This window comes from Bradyrhizobium sp. GCM10028915, assembly GCF_042666195.1.
Classification (GTDB): domain Bacteria; phylum Pseudomonadota; class Alphaproteobacteria; order Rhizobiales; family Xanthobacteraceae; genus Bradyrhizobium; species Bradyrhizobium canariense_D.
The window spans coordinates 111,092-123,693 of record NZ_JBHTFN010000044.1 but is presented as its reverse complement, the minus strand read 5'-3'; the positions used below and the strand labels follow the sequence as shown (position 1 = coordinate 123,693).

The following is a 12,602-nucleotide window of genomic DNA, read 5'->3' as shown; positions in this document are numbered from 1 at the left end:
TGGGGGCGGCGCACGCCCGCCCCTGCCGTCTCCAAGCGGCATTTGACTTGAAACTCAGTCGTGCGCGGTCACGACATTTCGCCGCTCCTGACGTCACTGGGCGTGGCGCCATAAGTTCGACGGAAGCAGCGGTTAAAATAGGAGAGATCGCCGAAGCCGACATCGTAGGCGATCGAGCTGACCGTCCGCTCGGCGTATCCGGGTTCCCGCAACATGCGATGGGCGCGCTTGACGCGTTGTTCGATCACGAAGGACGAGAACGTCTTGCCGCCGGCCTCGAACAGGCGCTGGAGATAAGGCGGCGTCACGCCGAGCTCCTGGGCGACTGTGGCCACCGACAGGTCCTGCCGCCAGCAATTGTTGGCGATGGAGACTTTGGCCTTCTGCAGCCGTGCCGCCTTCACGCCGCGCCGCCCGGCCAGCTCCCGGGGCTCGTTGGTGGCACCGAGAACGATTGCCAGAAGATCGTGCAGATGCCCGACCCCGAGCTGGCGCAAATTTGGCGTCGCGAACGCCTTCTCCCGCACCAGTGTCTCCGCATAGTTGACCAGCAATCGAAGTCCTGTCGAGCTCTCTGGCATGACACGCATTACGGCGTCATCGACATCCACGATCATCGGCGCCAGCACGCGTCTCGGCACGCGTAGGGAGAAGCAGCTACCCAGCGACAATCGCTCGAACGTCGTGACGTCCTCCGCGCTGGTCAGGACCGCCTCCCCTGCACGAAGGCTCAGATCGTGTCCCCGCTCGGATATTCCAAGTACGCCAGATCGATTCACGATCAGGGCCAGGCTGTCGTCGCCATCGGCAACCAGGTGTTTGGTGCGACTGACGCGCGCTCCGCACAATCCTCCGATCAGCAATTTGGCTTCCGGCAAGACGTGGGACGTGAAGCTCGCCGTAGCCGGCTTTCCTTCTCTCGCCTCGACCTCCGCCTTCAACACCCCGCGGCAGTAGAAATCGCGAAGCAGCGGGATACGCTCGTTTTCGGGAATTTCGTTCGTCGAAACATTAATAATGGAAAAATCAAACTGGCTCACTGCAATCCTCCAACCGACGAGCAGGTCCGGCCGTGCGCTGTCGTTTCCTCACACTCGCGTTTGACGCCGTCGTCGCATCTCTTCGTGGCGCTTGCTGCTCTTCACTTTTCTGGATCGCGATATACGAAAGTATCAAATGACTCGCGTCCTGCATTCGGAGGACACGGGAGCTGGGCTCATCACAATGCATTGAGATCGCGGCACGTATCGGCGAGCCTTGTGAAATGGATCACACGGCGTCGTCACCGCCATTCGTTCGATGCGCGAATGGAACGGCAAAGCCGGTGGCGATCTTGACTAAGTCGGCCTGCCTGCCGGCGCCGGTCTTCTCGAACAGGCGCCCGAGATGCGTCTTCACCGTTGTCTCGGCGATGCCGAGCTTTGCCGCAATGTCGGGGACACCGCCAATCTCGATAATGGCCATTAAAACACGCAGTTCGGACGGTGTCAGCCTGAAGGCCGCCGCAATCGCATCAGCCGCGAGCCATGTCGCCGCCGATGCCTTCTGAACGAACAGCACCGTGGCTGCAGCATCTCGCGATGGAGTGCGATAGCGCTTCAAGGGAAAGGCGTGGAGCAGATAGTGCTGTCCATCAACTGATGTCGCAAGCTCGATCTGGCGGCGGGCAGCGGAATGAGTTTCGCTGCCTGAATCGATTTCGCACAGGCCGCGGAATATTTTATCAGTCTGGGTGTTGCGGGCCACGATCCGGTCGCCGACCATTGCGAGCAGGCTGGCATCGGCGAACAGCCCGCGGCATGCTGCGTTGGCATGCACGACGCGGCCATCTGCGTCGAGCAGGCAGATCGCCGTGCTCAGCCCATCCAAGACCTCGGCAAGGTCGTCCACGGTATGCGAGCGTGCCCTGATCTGTCGGCCCATGATCCTGGAGCGCTGAAGGTGCGGAGCCAGCAGCCGCATGCGCTCACGCATCGGCTCGTCAACCATTCCGCGCGACCGGTGGCGCAACACCTGCAGGATTGTGGTGCGCGTGTCCGACTTCTCGAGGGCAACGGTTGCAAGGTCTATCGCTCCTTGCGGTTCCACCCACTCGCGATAGAAGCTCGTTGCCAGAAAATCCGCCTGAGGCATGATGTCGGCTACGCCGATCGTCTGCTCCGCCGCGAGCGTAAAATGGCGATCGAGTAGAGGGTCCAGCTCCACATATCGGTCGCGATAAAGCTGGCGGAAGCGGGATTCGGTGCCAAAATGCTCGTGGATCTCGATCGAGAGCCTGGCTCTGTCCCTGGACAGGATGGTCGCGGCACATCCGCCGACGAAATGCGAAACCTGTTCCAGCACCCCGCTGCGCAGTGCGGGATCGACCGCGGCGTCGTAGATCTCGCCGACAAGGGACGAGAATCGATTTGCGTGGAGGATTGTCATCGGCCGGACGACGCAATCTGCGTATGGCTCGGGCGTGCGAGAAAGATCGCGATCCGGGGACTGGCGAAGGAGACGGGCCGTTCAATGGCCGCCTTCGACTGGGAGAAAACGTTGCAACGAAATGCTGGAATATCGAACATCGTCCTTGCGTAACGTCAACCGCAGGATGCGGCTTGGACGTTTTCGCCAAAGACTAGGATAAATGCGAACAGCGCGCGGACTGTGTGCGATGAGTCACGCGTGCGATGCGTCAGGCAGCGCGCGCACCGCAGAACCCTGTCGCCACCGATCCCGCCGGCCTCGCATTCGGCTCCGGCAGTTTACTTGCGATTCTCCTCGCAGAATTTCAATGCCGCCAGCGCTTCACCGGCACGCGGCACCTGCATCTCGATGCTGTCGTCGTCATCGTCCTCGAAATCGAGCGAGAGACGCTTGGCCTTGGACAGCCGGTCCATCATGGACTGCTCGTATTCGAAGATGCCGCGCACGGTAGTTTTGTCCATGACCTCCCACTTCGCCTTCTTCATGATATCGGCGTCGTCGGTGCCGACATCGGCCCGGAGGATCTCGCCGACCTTGTCCCACTCCCAACCGTCATAGATCATCACGATCACGATCGCCTTCTCGGAATAGGTGATGACGATGACGTAGTCCCGGTTCTCGTCTTCCTTGTCCTTGTAGCCGCGGCTCGCATTGCAATGCGCGTCCTGCATACGCTTTTCGATGGTCCAGTCGCCGACCTTGGATTGTTGCGCCTGCACCGGTCCTGCGGTCAAAGCGACTGCGCTCAAGGCGCCTGCCAGGAGCCCGGCGGCGAGAAGATATCGTTTCATGTCAGCCTCCAGCGTGTTCCCCGGACTGAGATGACCACCTCTGCCGGTGACCCGCAAGGGCTTCAGGCGGTTCGCCGCGGCACGATCGCGATCGGGGTGAAGGTGTAAACCTCCTCGCCGTTCTGATTGAACATCGTCCATTTCACCAGTGCGATGCCCTGCGGCTTCGACTTCGATGGCGTCAGGCTCATGACCTCCCCGACCAGATGCAGGCGGTCGCCGGGCCGCACCGGGATGGTCCAGCGCAGCCCGTCGACGCCGGCACCGATCAGCGGATGCGGGCCGAAGGGACGGGTCTGGATCGCGAGGCTCATGGCAATCGCGGCGGTGTGCCATCCCGAGGCAGCGAGACCCCTGAACAGGGTCTGCTTGGCGGCTTCGTGGTCGAGATGCATCGGCTGCGGATCGAACTCGGCCGCGAACCGCTTGATGTCGGCCTCGGTGACGTGAACTTCGGGGGATTTGAACTGCATTCCAATGGTGAGATCGTCGAACCACTCGACCTGCGCCATGATTTCGCCTCGCAATGTGATGCGCCGCCCCGCGGCTAATGGGATTGAGCAAGAGCGGGATGTAGCGGCTCCGCAGCGCACAAACCAGCCCGGGGTTCCCCAAGAAACCCGTTTCCAGATGCGACGAAACACGCCTGAAACAGATGGTCGGTTATCTCGTTGTCAAAAGCATACAGGGACGGCCACCATGCAATTCTTCCTCAACCTGATCTGGGATTATTCCTGCTGTCAGCACCTCGTCGCCCTGCCGCCGCAGGAGGACGAACTATGATCGAGCTGATCTCGGCCTTGCTCGCGCTTTGCAGCGTCGGCGTCTTTGCAGCGCACGCGGTGGATGCCTATCGCTCCACCCATTACTGATAGCCCACGCCCTAGAACGGCCGCCGGTAGAAGTGCTCCGAATGCGTCGCTGGCGGAAACCTGTTGGCGAGCGCGAGAGCTCCCCTTTCGTCGGTTTCGAGCGCGATCTTCTGTGCGAGCATCACGTCGCCGGGAACGAGAAAGCCTGACGGGACGAAGCACCACCCCATCGTCGCATTTCCGGCCTCGTCGATCTCATGGACGTTGGCGGCGGTGCCATAATGGATGCGATAGGTCTTGCCGGTATCGCCGCCGACGACATCGAAATACCGGTGCTGCTCGAATTGGGCGCGCTGCGCCGGTGACAGCCATTCGGCCAGGAGCCGGCGACCGCGAGCATCCGGCGTGTTCTCGCCGAAGAAGCGCCGATAGAGTTCGCGGAGCGCATGCAGACGCGCACGCGCCGGCCCACGGAGCCAAACTGCCGCGATCATGAGCAGCTCAGATCAACCGCCAACCAGGCGGGGATAGAACAGCGTTTCCTGCGCGGTCGGGTCAAACGATCGGATCCGGGTGACTTCGCCAGGTCCGGTTCGCAGCGCGGCGGTGAAGCCCGCTCCGGTCAGCTCCCGAAAGCGCCGCTCGGCTCGCGCCAGCGCTTCGGCATTGCCAGGATCAAACTCGTGGCGCGTGTCGCCAGTCTGGTCCATCACGATCTGGGTTGCCATGTTGAGTCTCCTCATGCCCAGCCCTGTTCGATCAAAGCAAACCTCGTGCCGTCGGTTCCAGTTGGCAACAACTTTCTCTTGCCGGCGCATCACGCCTTGCTGAGCAGGAGCGTTCTCAAGCGAAGTGGATGCCGGTTCGCATAAAGCAAACGCGCCAAAACCAAGAAGCTTGAGCCCCTTCGAAACGCGGCTCTGTCAGCGCGAGGCGGCCGTACCTCCGCCCTCGTCGATCTGCCGTCCCATCAGGGCGATCGCTTTCTGATAAACGCCGGCGGCATTCCAGGCTTCAATGGCAGCGAAATTCGGCTCGCCCGGCTGGTAACCCGCTCCTGCACGCCAGCCATGGGCCTTGAGGAAATTCGCCGTCGAGTTCAGCGCATTGCCGGCAACTTCGAGATTGCCGGTGCCGTAGGCCAGGATGTTCTTGGGCATGAACTGGGTCTGACCGACTTCGCCGTGCATCGAGCCGCGGGTTGCCCCCGACAGCGTGCCGCGATCGATCAGCTTCAGCGCCGCATAGAGCTGCTCAGTGAAGAATTCGGGACGGCGGCAGTCATAGGCGAGCGTCGCGATCGAAGAGAGCATGTTCTGGTTGCCGCGCTGGCTGCCGAACCCGGTCTCCATGCCCCAGATCGCGATCAGCGGCCCCGGCGGGACGCCATAGCGCTGCTGGATCGAGGTGAACAAGGCGGCTTGCGACTGCTTGAGCTGGCGACCCTTGGCAACGATGGTGGTGGCGCCGCGCTTGGCGAGGAATTGGTCGAGCGTCAGCGAGAAGCTGCGCTGGCCACGGTCGGCCGCGATGGTGGCACTGGCGTAATTGGTCTGCATTAGCGCCGAGAGCGCAGTCTGGCCGACGCCCTTGCCCTGCGCCTCCGCGCTGAACTCGCGCTTCCAGGCCTCGAAGCCGGCCGACGAACTGCCGCATTGCGCGGCGTGGGCGGCGGGCGCCAGGCAGCCGAGCAGCGTCATCGCCCCAAAAACCGCCGCAGCTACAGTTCTGCCCCTGATCATGTCCGACGTCCTCTCCCTGGGTGATCCAATGCCCGAGCTTACCCGGACGAAGGCGCCGACTCCATGGCGTGATCATACGACAGTTCCAGTCCATCCAAATTGCCCTCCTGGCGCCACTTGTCCAGCAGCCGCAGGAATGCCACCGGCCCGCGCCAATACTGGCTGTTTCTCGCCGCGATCGGATCGAACACGCCTTCATTGTTGTAATAGCCGGGCGTGCATTCGGCGAGATAGGTCTGGCGGCCGAGCGCAGCTTTGACCACCTCCTCGACCCAGGCGTTCTCGGCATCGAGCGTCGGCTCCAGCGTCCGGGCTTTGCGCTTGCGCGCCTCGGCTATCACATAGGCGATGTGCTGCGACTGCTCGTCGATGATGTGCGGGAAGTTGGCGCTCTGGCCGGCCTGCACCATGACGATCAGGAAGCAATTCGGGAAGCCGCGACTGTAGAAGCCGTGCAGCGTCTTGACGCCATCGCGCCAGCGCGCCGACAGGCTCACGCCGTCACGGCCGTAGACCTCAAAGCCCATGCGGCGGGCGTAGTCGGTGCCGACCTCGAAGCCGCTGGCATAGATCAGGCAGTCGAGCTCATAAGCCCTGCCGTCGACCACGACCGCGTTCTCGGTGATGCGCTCGACGCCCTGTCCCCTGGTGTCGACGAGATGCACGTTGGGACGATTGAAGGTGTCGAGATATTCGTCGTGGAAACACGGCCGTTTGCAGAATGCCTTGTACCAGGGTTTCAACGCCGAAGCCGTCGCCTCATCCTTGACGATCGCATCGACGCGCGCTCGGATCTCTTCCATCTTGCGATAATCGGCCTGCTCGATGACCTTGAGCGCCTCCTCGATCGAAGTCACCGGCTGCGGCTGGCGGCGCGGCGCCAGCAGGATCTCGCCGAGCAGGCCGGTCCAGCCGTCCTGCACCAGATCCTGTTCGAATGGCTCGCCCGAGATCACGGCGGTGAAATTGTCCATGCGTTCGCGCTGCCAGCCGGGCCTGAGCCCCTGCGCCCAGCTCTGATCCGTCGGGCGGTCGTCGCGCACGCCGATCGCCGACGGCGTACGCTGGAAGACGTAGAGCTCCTTGGCCGAGCGGCCGAGATGCGGCACACATTGCACGGCGGTGGCCCCGGTGCCGATGATACCGACGCGTTTGTCGCCAAGACCACTAAGATCACCTTCGGCCGTGCCGCCGGTGTAGGCGTAATCCCAGCGGCTGGTGTGGAAGCTGTGTCCCTTGAAGCTTTCGATACCGGGAATGCCCGGCAGCTTCGGACGGCTCAGCGGGCCGCCAGCAAGGATGACGAAGCGCGCGCGGATGCAATCACCGCGATCTGTCTCGACCAGCCAGCGTGCCTCCTGCTCCCGCCATTCCATGTGGGTGATGACGGTCTGAAACAGCGCGCGCTCATAGAGGCCGAAATGACGGCCGACGCGGCGCGAATGCTCGTAGATCTCGGGGGCTCGCGCATATTTGCGCACCGGCATGTAGCCGGTCTCTTCCAGCAACGGCAGGTAGATGTAGCTCTCGGTATCGCAGGCCGCGCCAGGGTAGCGATTCCAGTACCAGGTGCCGCCGAAATCGGCTGCCTTTTCCACGACCCGGAAATCATCGATGCCAGCTTCGCGCAGTCGCGCGCCGCACAGAAGGCCGCCGAAGCCGCCGCCCACGATCAGCACCTCGGTCTGTTCGCTGACGGCCTCGCGGGCAAATCCGGAATTGGCCCAGGGATCGTCGAGATAGCGCCCGAACTCGCCGGTCACTTCGACATATTGCGCCTTGCCTTCAGCGCGCAGGCGGCGATCGCGCTCGTCGCGATAGCGCGCACGGAGTGCGGCAATGTCGATTGTAGATTCGCCGGCTGCACCGGTCTTGTGTCTTTCCGCTGTCATCCGTTTCCTCCCCCGGCGGACACTGCTTCGCCGGCAGCTCGCATCACTTAGCCCTGAAAAAGTGACGCATGCAATCGCGTCTCTCGCTTTTTGCGTGAACGTCGCGTGGCGTTCCGCTAACCTCAAGCGCACATCACAAGCGTACGTCATGCAGCGACATGGCGGTCCGGAGGAGACGATGCAGGGATTGATGATGGATATGCCGCTCCTGATCAGCGGCCTGATCCAGTATGCCGCCGACTATCACGGCGAGGCTGAGGTCGTCGCTCGCGAGATCGAAGGCGACATCCATCGCTATACCTATGCCGACGCCCATCCGCGCATCAAGCGCATGGCGTTGGCGCTCAAGAGGCTCGGCATGATGTCCGGTGACCGCGTCGGCACGCTGGCCTGGAATACGCACCGGCATTTCGAGATGTTCTACGCCGCGCCGGGCATGGGATATGTGCTGCACACCATCAACCCGCGGCTGTTTCCCGAACAACTCGTCTACATCGTCAATCATGCCGAGGACCGGCTGCTGTTCATCGACCGTGCCACGCTGCCGATCGTGGAGGCGATCGCGCCGCAGCTCACATCGATCGAAGCCTATGTCGTGATGTGCTCGCGCGAGCGGATGCCGCAGACCAAGCTTGCCAACGTGCATTGCTACGAGGAGCTGCTGGAGAACGAGAACGACGCCGGCTTCGCCTGGCCGGAGTTCGACGAAAAATCGGCGTCCACCATCTGCTACACCTCCGGCACGACGGGCAATCCGAAGGGCGTGATCTATTCGCACCGCGCCGCGATCCTGCAGACCATGGTCTCCTGCAATTTCGACTTCCTGCCCGGGCACCTGGAAGGCGTGCGCGAGGTGATGATGCCGATGGCGCCGCTGTTCCACGGTAACGGCTGGAACATGCCGTTCACCGCGCCCTATACCGGCTCGAAGCTGGTGCTGCCCGGTCGCAATTACGAGCCCGACAAGCTTTATGAACTGCTCGAAGGCGAGAAGGTGACGCTGTCGGCGGGCGTACCGAGCTTCTGGCTGATCCTGCTCGACTGGCTCGGGCGGACCGGCAACAGGTTCTCGACACTTCGTGCAACATTGTCGTCGGGCTCGGCACCCCCGCGCGCGATGGTCGAGAGGCTCAAGCGCGAGTATGACATCGACTACGTCCAGGCCTGGGGCATGACCGAAGCCTTGGGCTGCTCGATGCCGGGCTTGCGGCCGGGCTCCGAGCATCTTGAGGACAAGGAGAAGTTCGACCGCCGCCAGGTGTCCGGCCGCGCCTGTTTCGGCACCGCCTTGCGCATCGTCGACGACGGCGGCAACGAGCTGCCGCGTGACGGCAAGAGCGTCGGCCATCTGCGCGCGCGGGGACCGTGGGTTGCGTCCGGCTACATGAAACTCGACGAAGGCCTCGACCGCGACGGCTGGCTGATCACCGGCGACATGGCCGTAATCGACCCCCAGGGCCACGTCACGCTGACCGACCGCTCCAAGGACGTGATCAAGTCCGGCGGCGAATGGATCTCCTCGATCCAACTCGAGGACGTGGCCTTGTCTCACCCCGATGTGCTGCAAGCCGCCGTGGTCGCGATCAACCATGAGAAATGGCAGGAGCGGCCGCTGCTCCTCGTCGTCCGCAAAAAGGGCGCGACCGTCGACGGCAAGACGTTGCTCGACCACATGCGTCCGAAAATCGCGAGCTGGTGGATGCCTGACGCCGTCGAATTTCTGGACGAATTCCCGATGACCGGCACCGGCAAGGTGCTCAAATCGGCCCTGCGCGAGAAATTCAGAGAGTATCGCGTCGCTTGAGCCGACCGCGCATCGCCCCGCCCATCGATCGAGGAGGCCAAAGATGCTCTACCCGATGTCCCCCAAAGTCGTCGAGCTCAAGCGCAAGCTCGACAGTTTCATGGATCGGCACATCTATCCTAATGAGGAGCGCTTTTATCGCGAGGCGGAGGAGCTGGGTCCCTGGAAGTCTATCCGGTCGTCGAGGAGCTGAAGCCGCTGGCGCGCGCCGAAGGCCTCTGGAATCTGTTCCTGCCGGACTCCGGCCACGGTGCCGGCCTGACCAATCTCGAATATGCCCCGCTCTGCGAGGTCATGGGCCGCTCGCATCTCGCACCCGAAGTCTTCAACTGTTCGGCGCCCGACACGGGCAACATGGAGGTGCTGGAGCGCTATGGCACGAAGGAGGACAAGGAGCGCTGGCTGAAGCCGCTGCTCGCAGGCGAAATCCGCTCCTGCTTCGCCATGACCGAGCCTGCCGTCGCCTCATCCGATGCGACCAACATCGAAAGCTCGATCGTTCGCGAGGGCGACCATTACGTCATCAACGGCCGCAAATGGTACACCACCAATGCGACCGACCCGCGCTGCAAGATCTGCATCTTCATGGGCAAGACCGATCCCGACAATGCTGACCGCCACAAGCAGCAATCCATGATCCTGGTGCCGATGGACACTGCGGGCGTCGAGGTCAAGCGCCCCCTGCCCGTGTTCGGCTTCTATGGTGTGCCCGACCGTGCCTCTGAGGTCGTCTTCACCGATGTGCGCGTGCCCAAAGAGAACATGCTGCTCGGCGAGGGCCGCGGCTTCGAGATCGCGCAGGGACGCCTCGGCCCGGGGCGCATCCACCATTGCATGCGGCTGATCGGGCTCTCCGAGCGCACGCTGGAGAAGATGTGCCGGAGGGTGCGCAGCCGCATCGCCTTCGGCAAGCCGGTCTCCGAGCAGACGGTGACGCAGGAACGCATTGCAGAAGCCCGGATCATGATCGAGCAGGCGCGGCTGCTGACGCTCAACGCCGCCTACGCGATGGACACCGTCGGCAACAAGGTGGCGAAAGCGGAGATCGCGATGATCAAGGTCGCCGTGCCCAACATGGCCTGCCAGATCATCGACTGGGCGATCCAGGCCCACGGCGGCGGCGGCACGTCGAACGATTTCGGATTAACCCAGGCCTATGCGACCGCGCGCTTGCTGCGGCTTGCGGATGGGCCGGACGAGGTGCACAGGAACCAGATCGCGCGGTTCGAGCTGAAGAAATATTCGAATGCGTAGGACGAAGCATTCCGCTCGTGCGGCTCGCTCTCTTTCCTTCTCCCCTTGCGGGAGAAGGTGGCGCGAAGCGCCGGATGAGGGGTCTGCTTCCGCGGAGACAAACCCCTCACCCCAGTGAGTCTGCATCAACCAGCGGAGCTGCCCTCTCCCGCAAGGGGCGAGGGCACGCTGACACGCAGCCCGATTACAACCAGCGCCGTGGCGCCCTCACTCAATTCACCACGTACACATCGGGATCGAAGCTGGAGCTCGGCTTCTTGAAGGCGTTGCGCAAGGCGCCCGACATCGGGACGTTGTAGTTGAGGCCGTTCGGCGGAGTCGGCGATTCCAGCCACTTCTTGTAGAGGACCTCGATCTCCTGGCTGGCGTACAGCTCCGCAGTCGCGCGATCGGCGAGCGCCTTGAATGGAGCGTCCTCTCGCCGCAACATGATCCCGTAAGGCTCGGGCTTCGAGAACGTCTCCTCACTGATCATGAAGAGCTGTGGTTCCTTCGAGCGCGCGATCGCCACCGCGAGCTGCACGTCGTCGAGCGCGTAGGCCTGGGCGCGATCGGTTTCCAGCAGCAGGAAGGCTTCGGCCTGGTCCTTGGCCGGCATCACATTGATGCCCAGATTGCGCTCGGTGTTGACCTTGGCGAGCTGTGTCAGGTTGACCGAGCCGGCCACCGCCGTCACCGCTCTGCCCTTGAGATCGTCGATGGTGTTGATCTTTGCGGCTTTCTTGGCCGCAAATCGCGTTGCGCTGAGGAAGTGCGTGTTGGTGAAGGCGACCTGCTTCTGGCGATCGGCATTGTTGGTGGTCGCCGAGCAATGCAGGTCGAGCGTCCCGTTGACCATTAGCGGAATCCGGTTCGACGACGTCACGGCGAGGGTGTCGACGGCGATGTCGGGCATACCGAGCTGCTTCTTCACGGCATCCACGATCCTGAGGCAGATATCCATGGCAAAGCCGACCGGCTTCTGGTTGCCGTCGAGATAGCTGAACGGGACCGAGGCCTCCTGGTAGCCCAGCGTGATCTTCTTGGTCTCTTTGACCTTCTGAAGCGTACCCGACAGGTCTTCGGCGGAGGCGGCAGTTGCAAGGCATGTGAGGGCCAGGACAACGGTGGGTAAACGCATCGGGAACTCCTCGAGGAGGCTTGCGCCCCCATGCCCGGGCGCAGCAATCGCACCGTTGATAGCGCAGGCGCGCGGCAGCCGCCACACGAGCTTGCATCTATCAGGTATCGCGGCTTGCGATATGGTGGACCGGCCTTTTGTCCCCCTGGAGTCGGGGCGCTCAAGCGCCAGGATGGCTGTTACGCGTCGATGCCGCGCTGGACCAGGATCCGCTCGGCGCTGTCGTTCCAGACGTCCATCTTGGTGATCTGGCCATTCCGCACCACGAAGCGGTCGACATAGCGGTTGCCCTCGAACGCGGACCCATCCATCCATTCGCCGTAGAGCGTGCCGACGCTATAGACCACGGTCTCGCCGTCGCCGGGGCAGACGTCGAAACGGTCCATCTTCTTCTTGACCCAGCGGTAGCGCTTGGCGTTGAAAGCGGTCGGGCCGCGCGGATGATCGAACTCGCGCCCACCGGTAAAGGTGATCACCGTGCCCGGCGCCATATAGGCAGCCGCGGCGTCCGGATCGGGGATCATCGACGCCGTGAGATAGGCTTCCACGATCTCGGCGTCGGACGACGGACCGGCTTCGGCTTTTGCGGCAGCGGACATGGCTCATTCTCCAGGGCTTGCGGAATACTAACGCCGCTCTCGGGGAATACGTGCATATATTTTGAACATTTCCGTCGCTACACTGCCGACAATCTGGAGCCGCCAAACGCGGCCGAATG

Annotated in this window: 11 protein-coding genes and 1 pseudogene; 2 read left to right on the top strand and 10 right to left on the bottom strand. The window is 62.8% G+C overall.

Annotated elements, in window-relative coordinates:
- Positions 1 to 68: 68 nt before the first annotated feature.
- The 8 genes from ACFQX9_RS20635 to ACFQX9_RS20600 all read right to left on the bottom strand — a co-directional run bounded on the left by ACFQX9_RS20635 (position 69) and on the right by ACFQX9_RS20600 (position 7,706).
- Positions 69 to 1,040 (bottom strand): helix-turn-helix transcriptional regulator, encoded by a 972-nt coding sequence (locus ACFQX9_RS20635; protein ID WP_377790262.1) that lies wholly within the window; start codon positions 1,038 to 1,040, stop codon positions 69 to 71.
- 229 nt (positions 1,041 to 1,269) lie between these two features.
- Entirely contained in the window at positions 1,270 to 2,427 is a 1,158-nt protein-coding gene (locus ACFQX9_RS20630) for a LuxR C-terminal-related transcriptional regulator (protein WP_377790260.1), read from the bottom strand.
- A 320-nt stretch (positions 2,428 to 2,747) separates the two neighbouring features.
- On the bottom strand, positions 2,748 to 3,260 hold the full coding sequence (locus ACFQX9_RS20625; RefSeq protein ID WP_085352774.1) for a hypothetical protein: 513 nt from the start codon (positions 3,258 to 3,260) through the stop codon (positions 2,748 to 2,750).
- Between the two features lie 62 nt (positions 3,261 to 3,322).
- Positions 3,323 to 3,772 carry a MaoC family dehydratase gene (locus ACFQX9_RS20620; protein ID WP_018459282.1) on the bottom strand — a complete coding sequence of 150 codons (450 nt, stop codon included), beginning with the start codon at positions 3,770 to 3,772 and terminating at the stop codon, positions 3,323 to 3,325.
- Positions 3,773 to 4,143: 371 nt separating this feature from the next.
- A complete protein-coding gene (locus tag ACFQX9_RS20615) occupies positions 4,144 to 4,566 on the bottom strand; it encodes a hypothetical protein (protein ID WP_018459285.1) in 423 nt (140 codons plus the stop codon).
- Between the two features lie 12 nt (positions 4,567 to 4,578).
- Positions 4,579 to 4,800 carry a hypothetical protein gene (locus ACFQX9_RS20610; protein WP_007592399.1) on the bottom strand — a complete coding sequence of 74 codons (222 nt, stop codon included), beginning with the start codon at positions 4,798 to 4,800 and terminating at the stop codon, positions 4,579 to 4,581.
- A gap of 195 nt (positions 4,801 to 4,995) precedes the next feature.
- Positions 4,996 to 5,814, bottom strand: a complete 819-nt coding sequence (locus ACFQX9_RS20605) for a lytic transglycosylase domain-containing protein (protein WP_204510926.1) — start codon at positions 5,812 to 5,814, stop codon at positions 4,996 to 4,998.
- Between the two features lie 38 nt (positions 5,815 to 5,852).
- A complete protein-coding gene (locus tag ACFQX9_RS20600; RefSeq protein WP_377790255.1) occupies positions 5,853 to 7,706 on the bottom strand; it encodes a flavin-containing monooxygenase in 1,854 nt (617 codons plus the stop codon).
- Between the two features lie 178 nt (positions 7,707 to 7,884).
- On the opposite strand from ACFQX9_RS20600, the gene ACFQX9_RS20595 reads away from it, so the two are divergent.
- Both ACFQX9_RS20595 and ACFQX9_RS20590 read left to right on the top strand, forming a co-directional pair.
- The gene (locus ACFQX9_RS20595; RefSeq protein WP_377791043.1) at positions 7,885 to 9,510 is read left to right on the top strand and encodes a long-chain fatty acid--CoA ligase; all 1,626 of its coding nucleotides are present in this window, start codon (positions 7,885 to 7,887) and stop codon (positions 9,508 to 9,510) included.
- Between the two features lie 43 nt (positions 9,511 to 9,553).
- Positions 9,554 to 10,764, top strand: a pseudogene (locus tag ACFQX9_RS20590) (acyl-CoA dehydrogenase family protein).
- A gap of 211 nt (positions 10,765 to 10,975) precedes the next feature.
- Here ACFQX9_RS20590 and ACFQX9_RS20585 read toward each other — a convergent pair.
- Together ACFQX9_RS20585 and ACFQX9_RS20580 are read right to left on the bottom strand one after the other, a co-directional pair.
- On the bottom strand, positions 10,976 to 11,884 hold the full coding sequence (locus tag ACFQX9_RS20585) for an amino acid ABC transporter substrate-binding protein (protein ID WP_085352769.1): 909 nt from the start codon (positions 11,882 to 11,884) through the stop codon (positions 10,976 to 10,978).
- A gap of 179 nt (positions 11,885 to 12,063) precedes the next feature.
- On the bottom strand, positions 12,064 to 12,483 hold the full coding sequence (locus ACFQX9_RS20580; RefSeq protein WP_018459291.1) for a nuclear transport factor 2 family protein: 420 nt from the start codon (positions 12,481 to 12,483) through the stop codon (positions 12,064 to 12,066).
- Positions 12,484 to 12,602: the final 119 nt, after the last annotated feature.

Coding starts and splice junctions, on each gene's coding strand:
- ACFQX9_RS20620 (WP_018459282.1), bottom strand. CDS start 3,772: ATGGCGCAGGTCGAGTGGTTCGACGATCTCACCATTGGAATGCAGTTC.
- ACFQX9_RS20585 (WP_085352769.1), bottom strand. CDS start 11,884: ATGCGTTTACCCACCGTTGTCCTGGCCCTCACATGCCTTGCAACTGCC.
- ACFQX9_RS20610 (WP_007592399.1), bottom strand. CDS start 4,800: ATGGCAACCCAGATCGTGATGGACCAGACTGGCGACACGCGCCACGAG.
- ACFQX9_RS20605 (WP_204510926.1), bottom strand. CDS start 5,814: ATGATCAGGGGCAGAACTGTAGCTGCGGCGGTTTTTGGGGCGATGACG.
- ACFQX9_RS20625 (WP_085352774.1), bottom strand. CDS start 3,260: ATGAAACGATATCTTCTCGCCGCCGGGCTCCTGGCAGGCGCCTTGAGC.
- ACFQX9_RS20615 (WP_018459285.1), bottom strand. CDS start 4,566: ATGATCGCGGCAGTTTGGCTCCGTGGGCCGGCGCGTGCGCGTCTGCAT.
- ACFQX9_RS20600 (WP_377790255.1), bottom strand. CDS start 7,706: ATGACAGCGGAAAGACACAAGACCGGTGCAGCCGGCGAATCTACAATC.
- ACFQX9_RS20580 (WP_018459291.1), bottom strand. CDS start 12,483: ATGTCCGCTGCCGCAAAAGCCGAAGCCGGTCCGTCGTCCGACGCCGAG.
- ACFQX9_RS20595 (WP_377791043.1), top strand. CDS start 7,885: ATGCAGGGATTGATGATGGATATGCCGCTCCTGATCAGCGGCCTGATC.
- ACFQX9_RS20630 (WP_377790260.1), bottom strand. CDS start 2,427: ATGACAATCCTCCACGCAAATCGATTCTCGTCCCTTGTCGGCGAGATC.